Source organism: Pseudolysinimonas sp., from assembly GCF_044239695.1.
Lineage (GTDB): Bacteria > Actinomycetota > Actinomycetes > Actinomycetales > Microbacteriaceae > Pseudolysinimonas_A.
On record NZ_JBIIAW010000051.1, the window covers coordinates 1 to 21,678 of the forward strand.

Sequence of the window (21,678 nt, forward strand, 5' to 3'; positions counted from 1 at the left end):
GCGGCCCAGCGAGTTCTTCGGCAGCATGCCGCGGATCGCCTTCTCGACGGCGCGCGTCGGGTGCTTCTCGAGCATCTCGACGTACGTCTGCGCCGACAGCCCGCCCGGGTAGCCGGAGTGGCGGTAGGCCAGCTTCTTCTCGAGCTTCTGGCCGGTAAGGGCGATCTTCTCCGCATTGATGACGATGACGAAGTCGCCCATGTCCATGTGCGGGGCGAAGGTGGGCTTGTGCTTGCCGCGCAGCAGGGCGGCGGCGTGGCTGGCGAGACGACCCAGGACGACGTCGGTCGCGTCGATGACGACCCAGTCGCGCTTGATGTCCGCCGGCTTGGGGCTGAACGTACGCGTCACAGTGTGAACTGCTTTCACTCGAGTTGATCGTGAATCCCACTCCGGTGAGCGTTCGCATCCGATGGACGCGAACCCTGCGGTGGAGGGCTCGGATCGCTGACTCCGGGATGGAGGCAACCTCGTAAGACTAGTCCGTGCTTCCGGAGTCGTCAAACGACCGCTTCGCCCGGGTCTGCTCCGCCCGCGCCGCGAGTTCCCCGTCCGGCGGATACCCGACCCCGACGAGGGTCAAGCCCTTCGCCGGCACGACGACGAACTCGCTCGTGCGTGCGGCCGCATCCCGCAACTGGGCGGCGCGACCGGCGGCCAGGCGGCCGTCGCCCGCCGCGAGGCACGCGCCGACCAGGGCGCGCACCATCGAGTGGCAGAACGCGTCGGCCTGCACCCGGGCGACGAGCACGCCGTCGGCATCCCGGGCCCAATCGAACTCCTGAAGGGTGCGGATCGTCGTCGCGCCCTCCCGGGGGCGACAGAACGACGCGAAGTCGTGGAGGCCGAGGAGACTGGATGCGGCGTCCCGCATGGCGTCCTCGTCGAGCGCGGTCGGGTGGCCGAGCTCGAACCCGCGGCGCCGAGGATCGCGCAAGGCGCGCGCATCCGCGATGCGGTACTCGTAGCGCCGCCAGAGGGCGGCGAAGCGCGCGTCGAAGCCCGGCGGCGCGACGGTCGCACGCTGCACGATCACGTCTCCCGCAGCACCCGCGATCCCGTTGAGGCGGCGCACGAGCGCGTCGAGACCCGTCGGCCCCGACCCGCCGCGACGGGGACGGTCGAGGTCCGCGAGCTGGGCGTCGCCGAGGTCGAGGTGCGCGACTTGACCGGTGGCGTGCACGCCGACGTCGGTGCGACCGGCCACGTTCACCCCGGGTGCGACGCCCCCCCGCCGGAAGATCGTCGTGAGCGCCGACTCGAGCTCGCCCTGCACCGTGCGCAGGCCCGGCTGCTTGGCCCATCCGGTGAACCCGCCGCCGTCGTAGGCGAGGTCGAGGCGGATGCGCGGCACCTGAGAAGTCTGCCGCACCGGGCTACCCTGGTCGACGGAAGACCTGCCCGATTCCGCGACACCATGACCTCACCGACGAGTCCCCGCCCCGAGAGCCTCCGCGTGCCGGGGCTCGACGGCATCCGCGCCCTCGCCGTGACGACGGTGATCGTCTTCCACCTCCTGCCGGGAACCCTCGTCGGCGGCTACCTCGGCGTCGACATCTTCTTCGTCGTGAGCGGCTTCCTGATCACGACGCTGCTGCTGCGAGAACGGGCCGCGACAGGACGGATCTCGTTGCGCGGTTTCTGGGTTCGGCGAGCGCGGCGCCTGCTGCCCGCGCTCGCCCTGCTGCTGCTCGTGTGCTGCACGGCTGCGCTGGTCGTCGGCGGCGACGTGCTCGTGGGCCTCGGCACTCAGGTGGTCGGCGCCGTGACCTTCTCGAGCAACTGGCTCTTCATCGCGGCGGGCTCGTCGTACTTCGGCGAGACCGTGCCCGAGCTGTTCCGCAACCTCTGGTCGCTCGCCGTGGAAGAGCAGTTCTACCTCGTCTGGCCGCTGCTCGTCGTCGTCCTGCTCGTGCGCATTCCGCGGCCGGCACGGCTCGCGCTGATCGCCGCCGTCGCGATCGCGTCTGCGGTGTGGATGGGACTTTCGGTCCCGGCCGACGGCGCGACGTTCGACCCGACGCGCGTCTACTACGGCACCGATACGCACGCCTTCGGGCTCGCGGTCGGGGCGTTCCTCGCGGTGCTGCTGGTCGGGCGCGGACTCGGCGGTTCGGGTCTCACCTCGCGGGCGGCACGCTGGACGCTCGGCCTCGGCGGCAGCCTCTCGATCGCCGCCCTCCTCGCGCTCGCGGTCGTGCTCCCGGGCGACTCGGTGCTCGCCTATCGCGGCGGGCTGGCCCTGGTGAGCGTGCTGAGCGCGATCGCGATCGCGGCGCTGCTCGTGCCCGGGTCGACGTTCGCGCGGGTGCTCGACGTCGCGCCGTTGCGGTGGATCGGGCTGCGCTCCTACGGGCTCTACCTGTGGCACTGGCCCGTGTTCGTCCTCGTCGGCGCGGCCCTGCCGACCTGGCCGCGCGACGGCCTCGGCGCGGCGGGCGTCGGCGGCATCGCGCTCGCGATCACCGTCGTCGCCGCGACGCCCTCCTACCGCTTCCTCGAACAACCCCTGCGCCGGCATGGATTCCGCGGCACGGCCCGGGCCATCCTCGACGCCGCGCCGCGCTCTCGGCGGGCGTTCGGCGCCAGCGCCGGGATGCTGGTCGCCACCGCGCTCGCCGGAGCGAGCGTCTTCGCGCTCGCCGCCGATCCGGGCCGCGGCGAGGCCCAGGCTTACATCGAGGCCGGACAGGAGGCCATCGACGAGGCCGCGCAACCCGCCCCGGCGCCGGTGGACGAGGAGGCTACCGCGGACGCCGTCACGACCGGCGATGAGATTCTCGCGATCGGCGATTCGGTGCTGCTCGCGGCCGCGCCCGCGCTCCAGGCCGAGTATCCGGGGATCACGATCGACGCCGCCGTGTCCCGGCAGATGTCGACGGCGCCCGGCGTCCTGGAGTCCTACGCCGCTGCGGGCGGCCTGCGACCCGTCGTCGTGATCGCCCTCGGCACGAACGGTCCGTTCGACGGAGCCACCCTCGAGCAGGTGCGGTCGCTGATCGGGCCGACGCGCGAACTCGTCGTGGTCAACACGCAGGCGCCGCGTGGCTGGGTCCCCGGGAACAACGACCGGCTCTCGTCGTTCGCCCTCGTGTACCGCAACGTCGAGCTCGCGAACTGGCACGACGCGATCCAGCCCCACCTGCACGAGATGGCGCGGGATCAGGTGCACTTCGGGCCGTTCGGAGCCGGCATCTTCACCGCGACCGTCCACGACGCCGTCGACCGGCTCGCCGCCCTGCCGCCGCTGCGCGACGAGTCGACGAGCCTCTCGTTGCCGACGCCGTTCTAGCACGCTGCGGCGGGCCCGGTCGAAAGCAGAACGGGCCCGCCCGAAGGCGAGCCCGTTCCGGGATGTTCTCTGTCGCTACTTCGCGTCGTCCTCGGCGGGAGCCTCGGGGGCCTCCTCGGCGGCGGTGTCCTCCGCAGCGGCGTCCTCGACCGGAGCGTCGACCTCGGTCTCCTCGGCCTGCGTCTCGACGACGTCCTCCTCGGCGGCGACGGGCTTCGCGGCCTTGGCCGGCTTCTCGTCGGATGCGGCCTTCGCGGCGGCGGCCTTCTTGGCGGACGGCTTCTTCACGACGGGCTCGAGCACGAGCTCGATGACCGCCATCGGAGCGTTGTCGCCCTTACGGTAGCCGGTCTTCGTGATGCGGGTGTAGCCGCCCTCACGGTCCTCGACCTGCGGCGCGATCTCGGTGAAGAGCTTGTGCACGACGCCCTTGTCCGCGATGGTCGCGAGCACCCGGCGACGGGCGTGCAGATCTCCGCGCTTGGCGAAGGTGATGAGGCGCTCGGCGAGCGGACGCAGGCGCTTGGCCTTCGTCTCGGTCGTCTGGATGCGCTCGTGCGTGAACAGCGCGGCGGCGAGGTTCGCGAGCAGCAGGCGCTCGTGAGCCGGGCCGCCTCCGAGGCGGGGACCCTTGGTGGGCTTAGGCATGGTGGTTCTCTCTCAGTTCCGTCAGAGCGTGGGCCGCGAGGCTCAGCTCTGCTCCTCGTCGTCGTATCCGCCGTAGAAGTGCGCCCCGTCGAAGCCGGGGACGCTGTCCTTGAGCGACAGGCCCATCTCGGTCAGCTTGTCCCGCACCTCGTCGACCGACTTCTGGCCGAAGTTGCGGATGTTCATCAACTGCGTCTCCGAGAGGGCGACCAGCTCGGCGACCGTGTTGATCCCCTCGCGCTTGAGGCAGTTGTAGCTGCGCACACTCAGGTCGAGGTCCTCGATCGGCATGCTGAGCTCGCTGGAGAGGACGGCGTCGACCGGGGCGGGCCCGATCTCGATGCCCTCGGCGGCGGTGTTCAGCTCGCGGGCGAGACCGAACAGCTCCACGAGCGTGCGGCCGGCCGACGCGATCGCGTCACGCGGGGTGATCGCGGGCTTCGTCTCGACGTCGACGACCAGGCGGTCGAAGTCGGTGCGCTCCCCGGCACGCGTCGCCTCGACCCGGTAGGTGACCTTGAGCACGGGCGAGTAGATCGAGTCGATCGGCACCTGGCCGGCCTCGGAGAACTCGCTGCGGTTCTGGGTCGCCGACACGTAGCCGCGGCCGCGCTCGATGGTGAGCTCGAGTTCGAACTTCGCCTTGTCGTTGAGCGTCGCGATGACGAGCTCGGGGTTGTGGATCTCCACGCCGGTCGGGGCCGAGATGTCGGCCGCGGTGACCTGGCCCGCACCCTGCTTGCGCAGGTAGGCGGTGATCGGCTCGTCGTGCTCGCTCGAGACGACGAGGTTCTTGATGTTCAGGACGACCTCGACGACGTCTTCCTTGACACCCGGAACCGTCGAGAACTCGTGCTGGATCCCGTCGATACGGATGCTGGTCACCGCGGCGCCCGGGATGGACGACAGCAGGGTGCGACGCAGCGAGTTGCCCAGGGTGTACCCGAAGCCGGGCTCCAGGGGCTCGATGACGAACCGCGAACGGAACTCGGAGAGGCTCTCCTCGGACAGAGTGGGACGCTGTGCAATGAGCACGTGTATTCCTTTCAGCGAGGGCGTCCGCCATATGACGCCCACGGAAGAACGGCGGGTGGCTGGGCCGCCGGGTTGTTCAGTTGAGAGTTGTCCGGGTTACACGCGGCGACGCTTCGGCGGACGAACGCCGTTGTGCGCCTGCGGGGTGACGTCGTTGATCGTGCCGACCTCGAGGCCCGCTGCGGTGAGCGAGCGGATCGCGGTCTCGCGGCCCGAACCGGGGCCCTTGACGAAGACGTCGACCTTCTTCATGCCGTTCTCCTGCGCCTTGCGCGCGGCGGCTTCAGCAGCCATGCCCGCGGCGTAGGGGGTCGACTTGCGCGAGCCCTTGAAGCCGACGTCGCCGCCGGAGGCCCAGGCGATGACCGCACCCGAGGGGTCGGTGATCGAGACGATGGTGTTGTTGAACGTCGACTTGATGTGGGCCTGGCCCACGGCGATGTTCTTCTTCTCCTTGCGGCGCGGCTTGCGGCCGGCTGCGGAGGCCTTGGGAGCGGCCATTACTTCTTGCCTGCCTTCTTCTTGCCGGCGACGGTGCGCTTCGGGCCCTTGCGGGTACGCGCGTTGGTCTTCGTGCGCTGACCGCGCACCGGGAGGCCGCGGCGGTGGCGGATTCCCTCGTAGGAACCGATCTCGACCTTGCGGCGGATGTCGGCCTGCACCTCACGACGGAGGTCGCCCTCCACCTTGTAGGTGCCTTCGATGAAGTCGCGGAGCGCGACGAGCTGGTCGTCGGTCAGGTCCTTGACCCGGATGTCACCGGAGATCCCGGTCTCCTTGAGGGTGAACAGCGCGCGAGTGCGGCCGACCCCGTAGATGTAGGTGAGCGCCACTTCCACGCGCTTGTCGCGCGGGATGTCGACGCCGGCAAGACGTGCCATTGCGTTACTCCTGAGAGATTTCGGAGGTCTGTGCGTCTCCGGTGCCCGGGCCTCCGACCCGAGGTGTCCCCCGCTTCCGCGGGATCTTGGTGACGCTTGAGGATGTTCAGTTGTGAAATCTGAGCCTGCGTGAGCCGCGGGCGGGACGCCCGCGGCCGTCACAATCCGGAAAGTCCGAAAGGACTTTCCTAGCGCCAGGGCTTCAGCCCTGGCGCTGCTTGTGACGCGGGTTGCTCTTGCAGATGACCATGACGCGGCCGTTGCGACGGATCACCTTGCAGTGGTCGCAGATGGGCTTGACGCTGGGGTTGACCTTCATGATTCTTCTTCTCTCGCTGTCATCGTCCCCGTGACACGGGTCGCGGGGCGTTACTTCTCAGCAGCGCTTACTTGTAGCGGTAGACGATGCGTCCGCGGGTGAGGTCGTACGGGCTGAGCTCGACGACGACACGGTCCTCAGGAAGGATGCGGATGTAGTTCTGGCGCATCTTGCCGGAGATGTGAGCGAGCACCTTGTGCCCGTTCGTGAGCTCTACGCGGAACATCGCGTTCGGAAGAGCCTCCAGCACCGAGCCTTCAAGCTCGATGACGCCGTCTTTTTTCGCCATACCTCTACTAGTGCTTTGCTGATCTGCGGGGTGGGTGTGGTGCACAGGCAGGCCGAAGCCGCCGAAAGGCACCAAGGGTCAACACTACGTCATTCGGGCGTGTCGCGCCAGCCGAGAGCGCCCGGGATGTCGTATGACCTTCCCGGGCGCTCCGATCAGCCCTGCGGCGCGGTCGGGAAGCCCCCGGTGGGAGGCTCGCCGCCGCCACCGGGCCCGGTCTGGGTGCCGCCGCCGATCCCGGTCAGCCCGGTCGTGGTCTCGTCGGTCTCCGCCGTGATCTCCTCGGTCGAATCGGCGAGCACGACGACGTCGCCTTCTTCGAGGCCCGACGTGATCTCGACGTAGACGTCGCCCACGGCGCCGATCTCGACGGCGCGGGCTTCGACCTGGCCGTTGACGAGGACATCCACGGTGTCGCCCGTGTCGCTGCGGTGCACCGCGGAGACGGGGACGACGATCACGTCACTCGCCGCCGCGACATCGATCACGATCTGTACCGCGGCTCCGTTGAGCAGCACCTCCCCTCCGGCGTCGACCGAGATCGTGAGCGTGTACGAGGGAGTCGTGGAGTCGGTCGCAACATTCACGAATCCGAGGGCGACGACGCTCGCGGCGTAGCTCGCGCCGGAGCTCGAGATCACCGCCTCACCGCTCTGGCCGACGGCGAGCTTCGTGAGGTCTGCGAGCCCGACCGTCGTCTCGACGATGTAGCCGTCGTCGCCGATGATCGTGATGATCGCCGTGGTCGATCCGGCTTCGACCTCGTCGCCCACCGCGAGCGCGACCTGCGCGACCGTCCCGTCGATCGGGCTGACCAGGGCGGCCGCGCCGAGGGCGGACTTCGCGATCGCCAGTTCCGCTTCCGCTGCCGCGATCGCGGCACGGTCGGCGACGATGTCGGCGGCGCTGGCGGTCGACTGGGAGGTTGAGCCGCCGGATCCCGCGGCGGTCGAAGATCCCGATCCGCCGCTCCCGGTCGAATCGGTTCCCGACGAGAGCGACGTCTCCAGCTCGGCCGCCGCCTGCTGCAGGTCGTCGATCGCGGCGTCGAGGGCATCCATCGACGCCGCGACGGCATCTTGCGCAGCGGCAGCGACGTCTGCCGCGTCGAGAACCCCATCGATGGCGGAGGTGCACGTGCTCAGCAGATCCTGGATGGCGGCGAGAGCCGTCGCGTCGAACGCCGCCGGATCGTCGGGAAGGGTCGCGGCGAGGAAGGGGTCGCAGACCGCGGTCGCGTCGGTGCCGGCGGTGTGCGCCTCAGCGAGCGAGGTGTCGGCCGCATCCATGAGCGCCAGCAGCGCGTCCTGGGCGGCGACGACCGCGGCGATCTGTTCGTCGAGCGCTCCGCTCTCGGACGGGTCGGTCGCTGCGGTGGACGACGACGAGGCACCCCCACCGGACGACGTCGACGAGGTCGTGGTCTGCCCGGTGAGGTCGTCGTCGAGTTGCTGCTCGGCTCGGGCGACCGACTCCTCGGCCGTGTCGACGGCGTCCTGGAGCTCGTCGAGGTCGAGGGTCGCGAGGGTCGCGCCGGCGACCACCTCGTCCCCGGTGGCGACCTCGACCGTCGCGACGGTTCCGGCGACCGTGAAGGCGACGTCGCGACGGGTGGCCGAGGCGAGCGAGCCAGTCAGCGCCAACTGCTCGTCGACGGATCCGACCTCGGCGACCGCGGTGACGTACGCCGAGTTCGAGGACCCCGTCGACGCCCAGGCCAGCCCGGCGCCTGCGACGACGAGCACACCCGCGGTGCCGAAGGCCAGCGGGATGCGGAGCTTGCGCGGAACACCGATCAGCACCGCTCGGCCGCGACGGGCCGCGCTCGTGATCCCGGACCCTGTGCGACGTGCGACGACGATTGCCGTCTCCCGGACGCTCATTCGGCGTCCTCGGCGTCCTCGGGCGCGGCCCCGCCTGCGGGCATGCCGCCCCCGAAGCCTGCGAAGGTCGAGCAGCCGTCGTCGCCCGGCTGAGAGACGGTGAGCGCCGTGGCGGCGAACCCGCCGGAGGTGTCCGCCTCGCCGTCGGCGCTCACGCAGAGTCCCACCTCGAGAGCCGAGGCATCGCCCGCAACCGTGATCGTGTACGCCGTGTCGTCGGCCGCCGTCAGCGTAGTGGTCTCGGCCTCCGTCGTCTCGAGCGTGATCGTCGACCCGGAGACGGCGCTCACGATCCCCGTCGCGAACTCTCCGCCGCCCTGGAAACCGGGTGACCCGGTCGGCATGCCGTCAGGCATCTCGCCGTCGGTCGGCATCCCCTCGGGTACCTCACCATCGGTCGGCATCCCCGTCGGCGCGCCACTCGGGGCCTCGCCCCCGCCGGGGAACCCCCCGGTCGCTGCACACTCGCCGTCGACCGCGGCCGTCACGGTGATCGACGTCGCGACGCCGTCGGCGCTCATCGCGACGACGCACGAGCCGACGACGACATCGGCGAGGCTGCCGGCGGTCTCGACGCTCACGACCGTGTCGGCCGTGTATGACACGGCGGTCTGGGAGTCGGCGTCCTGCACTTGCAGCAGGTCGTCGGACACCGCGGCGATCTCACCCGAGATGCCGCGCGCCGTGTCCGACGGAGTCGCGACCTCGGCCGTCGAGTCGGTGGTCGTCGTCGCAGTCGTCGCTGCGGCGCAGCCGGTCAGGGTGAGAGCGACCGCCGCGACGAATGCGAACGGTAGCGCCCATCGGGCCGCGGGGCGGGAGGTGGGGGTCATGGATGTCTCCTTCACAGGGGTAGGACGGGTCACTCGGTGCGGAGCGCGTCGATCGGGGCGAGGCGAGCGGCGCGGGCGGCGGGGTAGACGCCGAAGGTGATGCCGATCACGATCGAGACGGCGATCGCGAGCGCGATGGCCTCACCCGAGAGCACGATCGACGACCCGATGACTCCGGGCAGGATGAGTGCGGCGACCGAACCGAGCAGCGCGCCGAGCACGCCGCCGGAGAGTCCGAGGATCGCCGCCTCGAACAGGAACTGTCGACGGATCACGCCGGGCGGGGCACCGAGGGCCTTGCGCAAGCCGATCTCACGGGTGCGTTCGGTGACCGAGACCAGCTGGATGTTCATGACGCCGATCCCGCCGACGAGGAGCGAGAGCGCCGCGATGCCGGTCAGCAGCACGGTGAGCGTCTGGTAGACGGAGGTGGCCGTCTCGACCAGAGCGTCCTGACTGCTGAGCGAGAAATCGGCGCTGTCGCTGTCGGTGATGCCGTGCCGGTTGAGCAGGATGGTCTCGGCCTCCTGATAGGCCGCCGAGAGCTGCTCGGCCGACGCCGCCTGCACATAGACCGTCGAGACGCTCGTGCTCGTCGTGCCGCCGATCAGCACGTTGGCCGCTGTCGACATGGGCACGATCGCGATGTCGTCGAGATTGGTCGAACTGCTGGACCCCGCCGACTCCAGCACTCCGACGATCTCGAACGCCGTCCCGTCGATGGTGACGCTCTGGCCGACCACGTTGGCCCGGCCGAAGAGCTCGGTCGCGGTCTCGGAACCGAGCACGACGACACGTGCGGTCGAGTTGACATCCTCCTCGGTGATGAAGGTGCCGTATGCGATCTCCCGCGCTCGCACGTCGAGCCACGACGTGGTCACACCGGTCACGGTCGTGGTCCAGTTGGTGTCGTTCGCCTCGAGGCTGAGCGAGGTCGACTTCTCGGCGGCGACGCCGCTGATGTCGGGAGCACTCACGCTCGAGGCCAGAGCTTCGGCATCCGCGAGGGTGAGCGTCGACGCGGTGCCGAAGCCGCCGCGCTGGCCGCTGCCATCGGTGCTGCTGCCCGGGGCCACGATGAGCAGGTTGCTGCCGAGCGAACTGATCTGCGCACTGACGTCCTTCTGGGTCCCGAGCCCGAGCCCGACGGTGAGGATGACAGCGGCGATCCCGATGAGGATGCCGAGCACGGTGAGCAGGGATCGAAGCAGGTGCGAGCGCACCGCGTCGGCCGCCGTGCGGAAGGTCTCAGCCCAGTTCATGCTGCCACCGCCTCATCGCTCTGGATGAGGCCGTCGCGCACCCGCACGATCCGACGGGTGCGCTCGGCGACCTCGGGTTCGTGAGTGATGAGCACGATGGTTCGGCCCGAGGCATGGAGTTCATCGAAAAGCCTCAGCACGTCGCCGGTGGAGACCGAGTCGAGATTGCCCGTCGGCTCGTCGGCGAGGATGATCGTCGGCTCACCGACGAGGGCTCGGGCGACGGCGACGCGCTGCTGCTGTCCACCGGAGAGCTCACCCGGCCGGTTGGCGAGGCGATCTCCGAGACCGACGCGGTCGAGAGCCCGAGCGGCGCGCTCCCGTCGCTCCTCGCGGCCGATTCCGGCGTACACGAGCGGGAGCTCGACGTTCTGCACGGCGGACAGCGACGGGAGGAGGTTGAAGCCCTGGAAGACGAATCCGATCTCGCGGTTGCGGATGCGAGCGAGTTCCTGCTCGTCGTGGTCGGCGATGTCCTGCCCAGCGAGTCGGTACGACCCGCTGGTGAGGGTGTCGAGACACCCGAGCAGATTCATCAGAGTCGACTTGCCCGACCCCGACGGTCCCATGATCGAGACGTACTCGCCCTCCTCGATCGCGAGGTCGACGCCGCGAAGTGCTTCGAACTCGATCGTTCCCGAGCGGTAGGTCTTGCGCACGTCGGCGAGGTCGATGACCGTGCGCGGACGGGTCGTGCTCGGCCGGGCGCTCATCCGTTCTCCCCCGTTCCGCCCGGGAAGGTGCCCCCGTCGGGAGGAGTGAATCCGTCGGGAGGAGTGAATCCGTCGGGGAAGGTGCCTCCGTCGCCCCCCGTGAAGGTGCCGCTGTTGCCCTCACCCGGGGTGAAGGACGCCACGACGACCTCATCGCCTTCCGCGAGGCCGGAGAGGATTTCGGTGAGGGTCCCGCTGCTCTCGCCGACTTCGACGGTCGTCTCGATCTCGCTGCCGTCCGCCGTGACGAGGGTGACGGTACTCGTCCCGTCTTCAGCGGTGGTGATGGCCGCACTCGGCACCGTCAGCACGTCGGTCCGCCGTTCGTAGATGATCGTCGCGGTGACCGAGATGCCGTCGTAGAGGCCTTCGGCGGTCCCGGTCACGGTGATCGTCACCGGGTACGCGGCGGTGCCGTCGTCGGTCGACGGCAACAGCCCGACCTCGGACACCAGCCCGAAGATCTCGGTTCCGTCGTCGGTCGACAGTTCGACCTGGTTGTCGACGGCGATGAGGGCCATCTCGGCTTCACCGACGGTCGCCGCGACCTGCCAGGAGTCCTGCCCGACGATCGTGAACGCGGCGGTGCTGGTCGACGCGGTGCTTCCGCCGGCTGTTCCCGACGAGGTGGAGCCGACGACATCCCCGGTCTCCACGTCGACGCTGGTCACGACGCCCGCGACCGGCGCCACCAGGGTGGTTCCGTCGAGTGCGGCCTGAGCATCATCGACAGCCGCTTGGCTGACGGCGACGGAGGCGTTGGCGGCAGCGATCGCCGCGGTGGTCGATGCGTCGGAGAGGTCGGCCTGCGCCGAGGCGAGATCCGCCTGCGCCTGCAACAAGTCGGCGGTGGCCTGCAGGGTGTCGATCGTGCCGAGCACGTCGCCCGCGGCGACCGTCTGTCCGGCGACGACATCCACCGTCAGCACGGTGCCACTGGCCGGGAAGGCAACCTCCTCGCTCACCAGCGGCGACAGGGTGCCGGTGACCTCGACGCTCTGCTCGATCGTCTCGAGACTCGCGGTCGCGGTCGTTGTCACCTCCTGCGCCGCTGACCGGGTCGGCAGCAGGAGCACGAGGCTCACGGTCACCGCTGCGGCGACCACCAGAGTCACCGCTCCGATGATGATCCAGGTGCGACGACGCAATCTCTTCGCCAGTCTGAACAGACTCACAGCTCTCCAATGCAACGCAGGGGACGTGGGGACGTCGTCCAGCGTCGGCGAGGTTCACATGTGCTCCACCAGGGGAGGCTTGGAGTCGTCTATGGGTCCCGGCCGCTCGGGTGGGAGCGAGTGATCAGAGTGCGGCGCGCGCGGCGGCGACCGTGGCGGCGGCACCGTCGTAGAGCGCGTCGGCGGGGCTGAGGCCCATCACCTCGGCCGGGATGTCGGCGCCGTCACGCAGCATGGCCTGCAACGTCACGGCCTCGTCGTCGCCGGGGACATCGAAGCGGAGGGCCGCACCCATCGCCCCCAGCAGCGCATCCGTCGATCCCCCGGACTCGGCGATCTCCGACGCGGGACCGACGAACCTCTCGTGCCGCGAGAGCTTGCGCATCGGTTGGCGGCCGACCCGCTCCACGGAGTCGTCGATGGCGGGATTGCTGAAGCGCCCGAGGGTCTTTTCGAGGTAGGCCTGCTGCTCCGCGGCGGGGAAGTCGTGTTTCGCGATCAGGAATGCGGCCGTCTCGCCCAGTACCGCTTCCACGGCGGCGCGCACCGAGGCGTCTGCGAGGGCGGCGGCGATCGTCGCGTGACCGGCGAGGCGGCCGTAGTAGGCGGTCGTGGCGTGACCGGTGTTGACGGTGAACAATTTCCGCTCGATGTACGGCGCGAGATCGGGCACGAAGTGCGCACCCGGGATGTCGGGGACCACGGCGCCGAACGGGGCGGACTCGACCGCCCACTCGCAGTACGGCTCCACGAGCACGTCGAGTCCGTCGGTGGTCTGCTCGGGCACGATCCGGTCGACGGCGGTGTTCGCGAAGACGGCGCGCACCCCGACTTCTTCGGCGGGGGCGCGCTTCAGCACCTCGTCGCGCAGCAGCGCGGTCGCCCCGAGCGCGTTCTCGCACGCCATCACGGCGAGCGGTCCCGCCGAGACGGGACGGGCGAGGATACCCGCCGCGATCGCCGGGGCGACGAATCTCAGCACGTTGGGGCCGACCGCGGTCGTGACGACGTCGGCCGAGGCGATGGCGGCGACGAGCGCGTCGGGATCCGCCGACGAGTCGATCCCCCGGTAGCCGGTCACCGTCTTCTCCGCGCCCCCGGCGCCCGCCTCGATCACGCGGTAGGACGGCGTCGAGTTGAGCAGGCCGATGAGGCTGGCGTTCACATCGGAGAACACCACGTCGTAGCCGGCCTCGTGCAGCAGCAGTCCGATGAAGCCGCGACCGATGTTGCCGGCGCCGAAGTGGACGGCGGTGGGCATCCCTAGGCGTCCAGGTCGATGAGGTCGGCGAACTCCTGGGGGGTCGAGGCCGCCCCGAGCTTCTCGACCGTCGCCTCGTCGCTGAACGCGATCGCGATGCCGGACAGGATGCCGAGGTGGTCGTCTCCCTTGCCGGCGATGCCGACGACGTAGCGCACCGGGTTGCCGTTCCAGTCGATCGGCTGGTCGTACCGGATCACGGCGAGCGCGGAGGAGATGATCCCGTCCTTGGCCTCGTTCGTCCCGTGCGGGATGGCGAGGAGATTGCCCATGTAGGTGGACACCGACGCCTCGCGGTCGAACATCGCGTCCGCGTAGGCCTGCGTGACGCTGCCGGAGTCGACGAGCAGGGCCCCCACCTCGCGGATCGCGTCGTCACGGGTGCGGGCATCCCCCGACAGCTTGATGCGGTCGAGGTCGAGGACGTTGGTCATGGGGTTCCTTCCCGAGTGGCGAATGGAGGAGAGTGCGGGGCGGGAGAGAAATCCACCGCCCCGCACCCATCCTGCGCGCTGTTTCTTACCAGCGGGTGATGACTACTTCTTGGCCTTCTGGCGGTCGGCGACGGTCGCGACGACCTCGTCGTACGCGGGGCTTGCCATGAAGTTGTCCACCGAGACGTGGACCGCCTTCGGCTCCTTCTGCTTCGCGCGTTCGGTGAGTTCCTGCTGCGTGATCACGAGATCCGCCGTGCCGTCGAGGTTCGCGATCGCCTTGTTGGTGACCGTGACCCCGGTGACGCCGGCATCCTTCAGCTTCTTGCGCAGCACCGTGGCGCCCATCGCGCTCGAGCCCATGCCCGCGTCGCACGCGAACACGATGTTCGAGATCGTCCCCGCGGCCGCAGCTCCGGCGAGGCCGGAGAGCACCGAGCTGGACTTGCCCTTGTTGGCCTCGGTCTGCGCGATCGCCGCGGCGAACGAGGCGTCGGCCGCCTCGAGGTCGCGCTTGCGGCTGGCCCGCAGGATGACGGACGCGATGAGGAACGTGACCGCCGCCGAGAGCACCACCGAGAGGATGACGCCGAGGTAGCTGTCGTTCGCCGTCGAGATCAGCACCGCGAAGATCGAGCCGGGCGAGGCCGGGGCCCGCAGTCCGGACTGGAAGATCACGTTGGTGAGCACACCGGTCGCGCCGCCGCCGATCATGGCGAGGAGCAGGATCGGCTTGGCGAGGACGTACGGGAAGTACACCTCGTGGATCCCGCCGAGGAACTGGATGATGAACGCGCCGGGAGCCGTCGCGCGTGCCGCGCCGACACCGAAGACGGTGATGGCGAGCAGCAGACCCGCGCCGGGGCCGGGGTTGGCCTCGACGAGGAACAGCAGGCTCTTGCCCTGCTCGGCGACCTGCTCGACGCCGAGCGGGGTGAACACGCCGTGGTTGATGGCGTTGTTGAGGAAGAGCACCTTCGCCGGCTCGACGATGATCGACGCGAGCGGGATGAGTCCGCTCTCGGTGAGGAAGCCCACCGCGCCGCCGAGCAGGTCGGCGAACCACTTCACGACCGGGGCGAGCAGCCAGAACGAGGCCATCGCCAGGATGAAGCCGAGGATGCCGGCCGAGAAGTTGTCGACGAGCATCTCGAAGCCCGCCTTGACCTTGCCCGCCCAGATCTTGTCGACCTGCTTGAGGATCCAGGCCGCGGCCGGGCCGCAGATCATCGCGCCGAGGAACATGATCGTGCCGGAGGCTCCGATGATCACGCCCATCGCGACGACGGCGCCGATGACGCCTCCGCGGGTGTCGTAGACCATCTTGCCGCCGGTGTAGGCGATCAGGAGGGGCAGCAGGTACGTGATGATCGGGCCGACGAGACCCACGTAGTTCGTGCCCTCGAATTCGCCGCCGCCGAGAATCGGCGAGCCCGCCCAACGCCAGGCTTCGACGGGTCCGTCGAACCCGACCCAGCCGGTCGGGATGAAGAGCGCCGTGATGAGACCCCAGGCGATGAATGCCGAGATGTTCGGCATGATCATGCCGCTGAGGAAGGTGCCGAACTTCTGCACTCTCACTCGTGCGCCGGCCGGCGCAGCGGCGGTTGACGTCGTTGTCATGGTGGTATTTCTCCTTTGTGTGAGGGGTACTGCCGTGGTGAGGGGTGTTACGCGGGGGTCAGGCGGGAGTGAGACCCTCGACCGCGGCGCGGGCGCCGGCGGCGTCCTCCGCGGCGAGGGCGGCCTGAGCCGCGTCGCGCGCGCCGGCGAGGGTCCACCGGGCGAGCTCGTCGCGCACGTCGGCGATCGCCGGGGCGGACATCGAGAGGGTCGTGACGCCGAGGCCGACGAGCACGACGGCGAGCTTCGGGTCGGCGGCGGCCTCGCCGCACACGCCGACGGGCTTGTCGGAGGTCGTGCCTGCGGATCCGATCTCGCCGACGAGCTTGAGCACGGCCGGGTGCCACGGATCCTGGAACGACGCCACCGAGCCGAGCATCCGGTCGGCCGCCATCGTGTACTGGGTGAGGTCGTTGGTGCCGATCGAGGCGAAGTCGGCGACGGCGAGGATGCGGTCGGCGAGCAGCGCCGCGGCGGGGACCTCGACCATGACGCCGGCCGTCGTCAACCCGAGTTCGCGCGCGAGGCCGGTGAAGTAGCGGGTCTCGTCGACCGTGGCGACCATCGGCGCCATCACCCAGACCTCGGCCTCGTTCTCGGCCTCCGCCTGGGCGAGCGCGGTGAGCTGGTCGCGCAGGATCTGCTCGCTCGCCCGCAGGGAGCGGATGCCGCGGAGCCCGAGGGCCGGGTTCTCCTCCTCGGCGTCATTGAGGAAGGCGAGCGGCTTGTCGGCGCCGGCGTCGAGGGCCCGCACGACGACCTTCTTGCCGGGGAAGCCGGCGAGCACGGCGGAGTACGCGGACTTCTGCGTCTCGACGCTCGGGGCCGACGAGGAGTCGAGGAACAGGAACTCGGTGCGGAACAACCCGACGCCCTCCGCCCCCGCGGCGACCGCGGAATCGACGCCCTCGGCCGAACCGAGGTTCGCCAGCAGTGGGATGGCGGTGCCGTCGGCGAGCGCCCCGGGTCCCGTGGTGTGCACGCGGGCCGCTCGGTCGGCGATCTTCTGCTCGGCGGTGGCCAGCGCCTCCGCCGACGGGTCGGCCTCGACGGTGCCGGCGCCGGCATCCACGATGACCGTGGTGCCCTCGGCGAGGTCGAGCGCTCCGGCCACACCGACGATCGCGGGCAGCCCCTTCTCACCGGCGAGGATCGCGGTGTGCGAGGTCTTGCCGCCCTCGCTCGTCACGATCGCCAGCACGAGTTCCGGGTCGAGCAGCGCGGTGTCGGCGGGGGCGAGGTCGCGGGCGACGAGCACGAACGGCACGTCGCTCTCGGGCACCCCCGGAGCGGGCACCCCCGCGATGCGGGCGATCGCCCGGCGTGAGACGTCGTCGAGGTCGGCGGCGCGCTCCCCGAGATATCCGCCGATGCCGGCGAGCATGTCGCGGAAGACACCGAACGCCTCGTGCACGGCCCGCTCGGCCGTCGCACCGGTGTCGATGCGGGCATCCACATCGGTCTTCAGCATCGGGTCGTCCATCATCAGCGCCTGCGCCTCGAGCACCTCGCCCGCCATGCCGCCCGCCTTCGCGGCCCGGGCCCGGATGTCGTCAGCCGTCGCCGCGAGCGCGTGCATGACGCGTTCTTTCTCGGCGTCGGGGCCGAGGGTGCTCTGCGTCGTCGGGGGCTCCGGCAGCGGATCGGGCATGCGCAGTACCGGGCCGACCGCGAGCCCGCGACCGACACCGATTCCGCTCAGGGTGGTCACGCGTCGTGGTCCTCGAGCAGCATCGCCTCGAGTGCGTCGAGGGCCGCCTCGGCATCCTCGCCCTCGGCCGCGAGCAGCACCTCGTCGCCGTGGTCGATGCCCAGCGAGATGACGCCGAGGATGCTCGACGCGTCGACCGTGCGGTCGCCCTTGGTGATCTTCACCGGGATCCCCGCCTTCGCGGCGGTCTGGGTGAACAGGGCGGCCGGCCGGGCGTGCAGCCCGTGGCTCGAGGCGACGACGACGGTGCGCTCAGACAATTCGGTGCTCCTTTGCGGTGATGCTTCGATGAGGGACTGGATCAGGGCGTCGACCGCGTCGACGGCGAGGATGCTGCCGGCCGGGGTCATCGCATCGGGTGAGAGGATGCCGACGGGCCGGGGGGCCGCGCGGAGCCGGATCGCGTCGACCGAACCTTCGAGATGGGAGGCGACGAGGACGGCGTCCGCGTCGGACAGCACGTCATCGAGGGCGTGCTCCGTCGCGACGACGAAGTCGATCTCGGGGAGCGAGGCGGCGATGCGCCGGGCGAGGAAGGTGCCGGAGACCCCGGCCGCACAGACGAGCACGATCGTCGCCATGTCGCCTCCTCGCGATTCCAAGCCGGGCAGTACCCGTTCAGTCTTGCGAAGCGGGGCGTGGCGCCCCACCAGATTCGCTTCCGCCCCCGCGGAAGGCCCCACTCCGTGGCGCCGGGCCGGAAGAGCTGGTTGAGTGGCAGCGACATGGCCGACAAGTCACCGATGCTGCTGGCCTACCTCTCGCGCAGCGAGGGGTGGACGCCGGCGAGCGAGATCGCCGAGCACCTCGGGGTCTCCACCCGCACGGTGCGCAGCTACGTGACCGCCGTCAAGGTGGCCGCGGCCCCCCTCGACGTCATCCTCTCCTCCCCCGACGGCTATCGGCTCAATCGCGACGCGCACGCCGAGTTCGCCAACCGCGACCGTAGCGCCGAACGGGTGGGGACGCCCCGGGAGCGGATGACGTTCCTCGTCACCCGGCTCACGCACGCCGGCGTCGAGCTCGACGTGCACGAGCTCGCCGACTCGCTGTTCGTGAGCGAGTCGACGATCGAAGGCGACCTCCGGCAGGTGCGGGCGGCCGCCCGCGAGGCGGGGCTCGACCTCGTCCGCGACGGCGACCACGTGCGGCTCGAGGGCCCGGATGCCGGCCACCGCCGCCTCGTGAGCCGCCTGTTCTCCGAGGAGCAGGCCCACGGACTCATCGACCTCCGCCGCGTGCAGGAGTCCTTCGGCATCGACGATCTCTCCGGCTTCAAGACCGACGTCATCGGCGTGCTCGAGACGCAGGGCTACACGATCAACGAGTTCGGCCTCGACCGGGTGCTGCTGCACACCGCGATCGCCGTGGAGCGCTCGCGCGGGTCGGCGCTCGCCGACCGGGCCCCCACGCCGGGCGATCCCGTCGCCGCCGACCTCGATCGGCTCGTCGCCGAGCGGTTCGGCACGCGGCTCCCCGCGGGCGAGCTCACCGCGCTCACGACGCTGCTCACCACCCGCGCCGGCACCCGCGTGCTCCCCCGCGACGGCGGCGAGCACGTGGAGGTCCTGCGTCGCATCGTCGACCACGCCCAGGAGGAGTTCCTCGTCGACCTCGACGACGACGCCTTCCTCACCCGACTCGGCGCCCATGTCGGCAACCTCGTCATCCGCGCCCGTGAAGGGGTGGGCAACCCCAATCCGCTCGCGCGCACCATCAAGTCGTCCTATCCGCTCACCTACGAGCTGGCGGTCTTCATCGCGGCCGAGATCCAGCAGGCGTTCGACATCTCGATCGGCGAGGACGAGATCGCCTACATCGCGCTGCACATCGGGTCACACCTCGAGCGCCGCGCGACGCATGGCGCGCGCCTCAGCTGCGTACTGGTCAGCCCCGGCTACCACGACATCGCCGAACTGCTGGAGCGCCGCATCCTGCCGGCCCTCGGCGACGACGTCGTCATCGACCGCGTGCTGACCCGCACCGATGTCGACCCGGCCGCGCTGCAGGCCGACCTGGTGATCTCCACCGTGCCCTGGGAGGTGCGCCCGGCGAACGTCGTCATCGTGCAGCCCCTGCCGACCGACGCCGACCTGGATGCCGTGCGCGGGGCGATCACCCGCATCCGTCGTCAGCGTCGTCGCCGCGCGATCGCCGACGAGCTGCTGCTCTACTTCGACGACGCGCTCTTCTTCCGGGACCCCGGTGCGCGGGATGCGGAGAGCCTCATCCGCCTGCTCGGGGAGCGGATGCAGGAGCGCGGGATCATCGACGACGACTACCTCGACGGCGTGCTCGCCCGCGAGCGCATCTCGTCGACGGCATTCACCGAGTGGCTCGCCGTGCCGCACGCGCTCACGATGTCGGCGAAGCGCACCGCGATCGGGATCGCGCTGTTCGAGAACCCCATCCGGTGGGGCGAGGGAACCGTGCAGGTCGTCGCCCTCGTGGCGTTCAGCGCGAAGGATCGCGCGAAGTTCCAGACGGTGTTCGAGCAGTTCGTCGAAGTGTTCAGCGAGCGCTCCGACGTGCTGCGGCTGATCCGAGCGTCGATCGATTTCCCCACCTACATCGACGAGCTCGTTCGACTCATCGACGAGTAACCGAATTTGCCGGTTACCCGATCAATCGGTCGGCGTACTCCTCGGCGAGGGCGCGAAGCGTCGCCGCCGCGTCCTCATCGAGCAGGTCGGCCCGCAGCGAGATCGCGACGTCGCCCTCGACCAGCACCCACTCGTAGGTCTGGATCGAACTGCCATCCCCTGAGGTGACGGTGACCGCGAACCCGGCCGAGCTCACCGCGAGGTCGCCCGCGACGACGGCCTGTTCGACGGTGGACCCGTCGGCGGTCGTGTACGCGGGGCAGGCCGACCGCGCCGCGCGCAGGTCGCCCAGGAAGTCGTCCGCGTCGGCCGGCGACGCGAATCGCCGCGCGACCTGGGTCACCAGCAGATCGGCCCCCGGCGCATCCCGGAAGAGCGTGGGCGGTCGGAACACCGTGCCCTCGGCCGTGCCGTCACGGTCGAAGAGCACGAGCGCGACCGTGCTGTCGCGGCAAGGCGCGGGATCGACCTCGGGCGCGGCGTTCTGGGCGTCGGCGAGATCGTCGGCGACACTCGACGCGCCCAGCGGGGATTCGGGATCGCCCAGGATCAGCAGCGCCGCGACATCCTCATCCGTCCGCGGTCCACCCGCGGTCGGCGGCGCCGCGTCGTCGGCGAAAGGACCGCCGAGCACGGGCGGCGTGATCGCGCACGAGGCGAGCAGCAGCATCCCGAGGAGCGCGCCGACCGCGCTCCCCGACCGACGCACGATCGGGTCAGGCGGCGGCGGTGCGGAGGCCGCGCTCGTCGAGGGCGTCGAAGATGCGCGTGGTCACGTCGTCGATCGCGCCGAGGCCATCGACCTCGATGAGCAGCCCCTGCTCACGGAACATGTCGATGAGCGGGGCGGTCTCGCGGATGTAGACGTCCTGGCGGTGCCGGATCGCCTCCTCCGAGTCGTCGACCCGACCCTGGTCGAGCGAGCGCTGACGCAGGCGCCGCACGATCTCGTCCTGGTCGGCGACGAGCCGGATCACGGCGTCGAGCGTGTGCCCGCGCTGCGCGAGCAGATCCGTCAGGTACTGCACCTGGTCGGGAGTACGCGGATAGCCGTCGAGCAGGAAGCCGCCGTCGGCATCCGCTTCGTTGAGGCGGTCGGTGACGAGCGCGTTCGTGAGCGAGTCGGGGACGTAGTCGCCGGCATCCACGATCGCCTTGACCTGCTTGCCGAGTTCGGTCTCGTCGGCGATGTTCGTGCGGAAGATGTCGCCGGTCGAGATCGTCGGGATCCCGAAGCGCTCCGAGATCCGCGCCGCCTGGGTGCCCTTGCCGGCCCCGGGCGGGCCCACGATGAGCAGCCGGGTCACCGCAGGAGTCCCTCGTAGTGACGCTGCTGCAGTTGCGAGTCGATCTGCTTCACCGTCTCGAGCCCGACCCCGACCATGATCAGGATGCTCGTGCCGCCGAACGGGAAGTTCTGGTTCGCGTTGATCGCCACGAGGGCGATCAAGGGGATCAGCGCGACGAGACCGAGGTAGAGCGAGCCCGGGAGCGTGACGCGGGTGAGCACGTAGTCGAGGTACTCGGCCGTCGGACGCCCCGCGCGGATGCCCGGGATGAAGCCGCCGTACTTCTTCATGTTGTCGGCGACCTCTTCGGGGTTGAAGGTGATCGCGACGTAGAAGTAGGTGAAGCCGACGATGAGCAGGAAGTACAGCGCCATGTACAGCGGATGTCCGCCGTTGGTGAGGTTGTCGTTGATCCAGGTGACCCAGC

23 protein-coding genes are annotated in these 21,678 nt (G+C 70.0%); 2 read left to right on the forward strand and 21 right to left on the reverse strand.

Annotation, left to right across the window (positions count from 1 at the left end; genetic code table 11):
- Positions 1–351: 50S ribosomal protein L13 (rplM, locus tag ACILQS_RS09275; protein ID WP_395639841.1), on the reverse strand; the 351-nt coding region annotated here is incomplete at its 3' end.
- A 127-nt stretch (positions 352–478) separates the two neighbouring features.
- Positions 479–1,372 (reverse strand): tRNA pseudouridine synthase A, encoded by an 894-nt coding sequence (locus ACILQS_RS09280; protein ID WP_395639842.1) that lies wholly within the window; start codon positions 1,370–1,372, stop codon positions 479–481.
- A 45-nt stretch (positions 1,373–1,417) separates the two neighbouring features.
- Here ACILQS_RS09280 and ACILQS_RS09285 point away from each other — a divergent pair, with 45 nt between their 5' ends.
- Positions 1,418–3,292 carry an acyltransferase family protein gene (locus ACILQS_RS09285; RefSeq protein WP_395639843.1) on the forward strand — a complete coding sequence of 625 codons (1,875 nt, stop codon included), beginning with the start codon at positions 1,418–1,420 and terminating at the stop codon, positions 3,290–3,292.
- Between the two features lie 75 nt (positions 3,293–3,367).
- On the opposite strand, the gene rplQ is transcribed toward ACILQS_RS09285, so the two are convergent.
- The 16 genes from rplQ to ACILQS_RS09365 form a co-directional block, all read right to left on the reverse strand.
- Positions 3,368–3,940 (reverse strand): 50S ribosomal protein L17, encoded by a 573-nt coding sequence (gene rplQ, locus ACILQS_RS09290; protein WP_395639844.1) that lies wholly within the window; start codon positions 3,938–3,940, stop codon positions 3,368–3,370.
- Between the two features lie 42 nt (positions 3,941–3,982).
- Positions 3,983–4,975, reverse strand: a complete 993-nt coding sequence (locus ACILQS_RS09295) for a DNA-directed RNA polymerase subunit alpha (RefSeq protein ID WP_395639845.1) — start codon at positions 4,973–4,975, stop codon at positions 3,983–3,985.
- Positions 4,976–5,071: 96 nt separating this feature from the next.
- Positions 5,072–5,476 carry a 30S ribosomal protein S11 gene (rpsK, locus tag ACILQS_RS09300; RefSeq protein WP_395639846.1) on the reverse strand — a complete coding sequence of 135 codons (405 nt, stop codon included), beginning with the start codon at positions 5,474–5,476 and terminating at the stop codon, positions 5,072–5,074.
- Complete coding sequence (gene rpsM, locus ACILQS_RS09305) at positions 5,476–5,856, reverse strand: 30S ribosomal protein S13 (protein WP_191283557.1); 381 nt, start codon at positions 5,854–5,856, stop codon at positions 5,476–5,478. The genes rpsK and rpsM overlap by 1 nt, the downstream gene beginning before the upstream one ends.
- Before the next feature lie 202 nt (positions 5,857–6,058).
- Positions 6,059–6,175 carry a 50S ribosomal protein L36 gene (rpmJ, locus tag ACILQS_RS09310; protein ID WP_055821300.1) on the reverse strand — a complete coding sequence of 39 codons (117 nt, stop codon included), beginning with the start codon at positions 6,173–6,175 and terminating at the stop codon, positions 6,059–6,061.
- A 67-nt stretch (positions 6,176–6,242) separates the two neighbouring features.
- Positions 6,243–6,464 (reverse strand): translation initiation factor IF-1, encoded by a 222-nt coding sequence (infA, locus tag ACILQS_RS09315; RefSeq protein ID WP_191283558.1) that lies wholly within the window; start codon positions 6,462–6,464, stop codon positions 6,243–6,245.
- A 155-nt stretch (positions 6,465–6,619) separates the two neighbouring features.
- Positions 6,620–8,347: an efflux RND transporter periplasmic adaptor subunit gene (locus tag ACILQS_RS09320; RefSeq protein WP_395639847.1), complete on the reverse strand. Its 1,728-nt coding sequence runs from the start codon at positions 8,345–8,347 to the stop codon at positions 6,620–6,622.
- On the reverse strand, positions 8,344–9,180 hold the full coding sequence (locus ACILQS_RS09325; protein WP_395639848.1) for a hypothetical protein: 837 nt from the start codon (positions 9,178–9,180) through the stop codon (positions 8,344–8,346). Before ACILQS_RS09325 ends, ACILQS_RS09320 begins: the two co-directional genes overlap by 4 nt.
- A gap of 29 nt (positions 9,181–9,209) precedes the next feature.
- Positions 9,210–10,442, reverse strand: a complete 1,233-nt coding sequence (locus tag ACILQS_RS09330; protein ID WP_395639849.1) for an ABC transporter permease — start codon at positions 10,440–10,442, stop codon at positions 9,210–9,212.
- The gene (locus ACILQS_RS09335; protein ID WP_395639850.1) at positions 10,439–11,155 is read right to left on the reverse strand and encodes an ABC transporter ATP-binding protein; all 717 of its coding nucleotides are present in this window, start codon (positions 11,153–11,155) and stop codon (positions 10,439–10,441) included. Before ACILQS_RS09335 ends, ACILQS_RS09330 begins: the two co-directional genes overlap by 4 nt.
- A complete protein-coding gene (locus ACILQS_RS09340; RefSeq protein ID WP_395639851.1) occupies positions 11,152–12,330 on the reverse strand; it encodes an efflux RND transporter periplasmic adaptor subunit in 1,179 nt (392 codons plus the stop codon). Before ACILQS_RS09340 ends, ACILQS_RS09335 begins: the two co-directional genes overlap by 4 nt.
- A 124-nt stretch (positions 12,331–12,454) precedes the next feature.
- Positions 12,455–13,591: a mannitol-1-phosphate 5-dehydrogenase gene (locus tag ACILQS_RS09345; protein ID WP_395639852.1), complete on the reverse strand. Its 1,137-nt coding sequence runs from the start codon at positions 13,589–13,591 to the stop codon at positions 12,455–12,457.
- Positions 13,592–13,593: 2 nt separating this feature from the next.
- Positions 13,594–14,025 (reverse strand): PTS sugar transporter subunit IIA, encoded by a 432-nt coding sequence (locus ACILQS_RS09350; protein ID WP_395639853.1) that lies wholly within the window; start codon positions 14,023–14,025, stop codon positions 13,594–13,596.
- A gap of 102 nt (positions 14,026–14,127) precedes the next feature.
- Positions 14,128–15,648: a PTS mannitol transporter subunit IICB gene (locus ACILQS_RS09355; protein WP_395639854.1), complete on the reverse strand. Its 1,521-nt coding sequence runs from the start codon at positions 15,646–15,648 to the stop codon at positions 14,128–14,130.
- A gap of 58 nt (positions 15,649–15,706) precedes the next feature.
- A complete protein-coding gene (ptsP, locus tag ACILQS_RS09360; protein WP_395639855.1) occupies positions 15,707–17,359 on the reverse strand; it encodes a phosphoenolpyruvate--protein phosphotransferase in 1,653 nt (550 codons plus the stop codon).
- A complete protein-coding gene (locus ACILQS_RS09365) occupies positions 17,356–17,619 on the reverse strand; it encodes an HPr family phosphocarrier protein (protein ID WP_395639860.1) in 264 nt (87 codons plus the stop codon). Before ACILQS_RS09365 ends, ptsP begins: the two co-directional genes overlap by 4 nt.
- Before the next feature lie 465 nt (positions 17,620–18,084).
- Here ACILQS_RS09365 and ACILQS_RS09370 point away from each other — a divergent pair, with 465 nt between their 5' ends.
- Entirely contained in the window at positions 18,085–19,962 is a 1,878-nt protein-coding gene (locus ACILQS_RS09370; protein WP_395639856.1) for a BglG family transcription antiterminator, read from the forward strand.
- Between the two features lie 13 nt (positions 19,963–19,975).
- On the opposite strand, the gene ACILQS_RS09375 is transcribed toward ACILQS_RS09370, so the two are convergent.
- The 3 genes from ACILQS_RS09375 to ACILQS_RS09385 form a co-directional block, all read right to left on the reverse strand.
- Entirely contained in the window at positions 19,976–20,671 is a 696-nt protein-coding gene (locus ACILQS_RS09375; RefSeq protein WP_395639857.1) for a hypothetical protein, read from the reverse strand.
- Between the two features lie 7 nt (positions 20,672–20,678).
- Positions 20,679–21,269 carry an adenylate kinase gene (locus ACILQS_RS09380; RefSeq protein WP_395639858.1) on the reverse strand — a complete coding sequence of 197 codons (591 nt, stop codon included), beginning with the start codon at positions 21,267–21,269 and terminating at the stop codon, positions 20,679–20,681.
- Positions 21,266–21,678: preprotein translocase subunit SecY (locus tag ACILQS_RS09385; protein ID WP_395639859.1), on the reverse strand; the 413-nt coding region annotated here is incomplete at its 5' end. The genes ACILQS_RS09380 and ACILQS_RS09385, both read right to left, overlap by 4 nt.

Bases quoted from the DNA above. Each gene is read 5' to 3' on its own strand.
- ACILQS_RS09285 (WP_395639843.1), top strand. From the start codon at position 1,418: ATGACCTCACCGACGAGTCCCCGCCCCGAGAGCCTCCGCGTGCCGGGG.
- rplQ (WP_395639844.1), bottom strand. From the start codon at position 3,940: ATGCCTAAGCCCACCAAGGGTCCCCGCCTCGGAGGCGGCCCGGCTCAC.
- rpsK (WP_395639846.1), bottom strand. From the start codon at position 5,476: ATGGCCGCTCCCAAGGCCTCCGCAGCCGGCCGCAAGCCGCGCCGCAAG.
- rpsM (WP_191283557.1), bottom strand. From the start codon at position 5,856: ATGGCACGTCTTGCCGGCGTCGACATCCCGCGCGACAAGCGCGTGGAA.
- rpmJ (WP_055821300.1), bottom strand. From the start codon at position 6,175: ATGAAGGTCAACCCCAGCGTCAAGCCCATCTGCGACCACTGCAAGGTG.
- infA (WP_191283558.1), bottom strand. From the start codon at position 6,464: ATGGCGAAAAAAGACGGCGTCATCGAGCTTGAAGGCTCGGTGCTGGAG.
- ACILQS_RS09320 (WP_395639847.1), bottom strand. From the start codon at position 8,347: ATGAGCGTCCGGGAGACGGCAATCGTCGTCGCACGTCGCACAGGGTCC.
- ACILQS_RS09325 (WP_395639848.1), bottom strand. From the start codon at position 9,180: ATGACCCCCACCTCCCGCCCCGCGGCCCGATGGGCGCTACCGTTCGCA.
- ACILQS_RS09330 (WP_395639849.1), bottom strand. From the start codon at position 10,442: ATGAACTGGGCTGAGACCTTCCGCACGGCGGCCGACGCGGTGCGCTCG.
- ACILQS_RS09335 (WP_395639850.1), bottom strand. From the start codon at position 11,155: ATGAGCGCCCGGCCGAGCACGACCCGTCCGCGCACGGTCATCGACCTC.
- ACILQS_RS09345 (WP_395639852.1), bottom strand. From the start codon at position 13,591: ATGCCCACCGCCGTCCACTTCGGCGCCGGCAACATCGGTCGCGGCTTC.
- ACILQS_RS09350 (WP_395639853.1), bottom strand. From the start codon at position 14,025: ATGACCAACGTCCTCGACCTCGACCGCATCAAGCTGTCGGGGGATGCC.
- ACILQS_RS09355 (WP_395639854.1), bottom strand. From the start codon at position 15,648: ATGACAACGACGTCAACCGCCGCTGCGCCGGCCGGCGCACGAGTGAGA.
- ACILQS_RS09370 (WP_395639856.1), top strand. From the start codon at position 18,085: ATGGCCGACAAGTCACCGATGCTGCTGGCCTACCTCTCGCGCAGCGAG.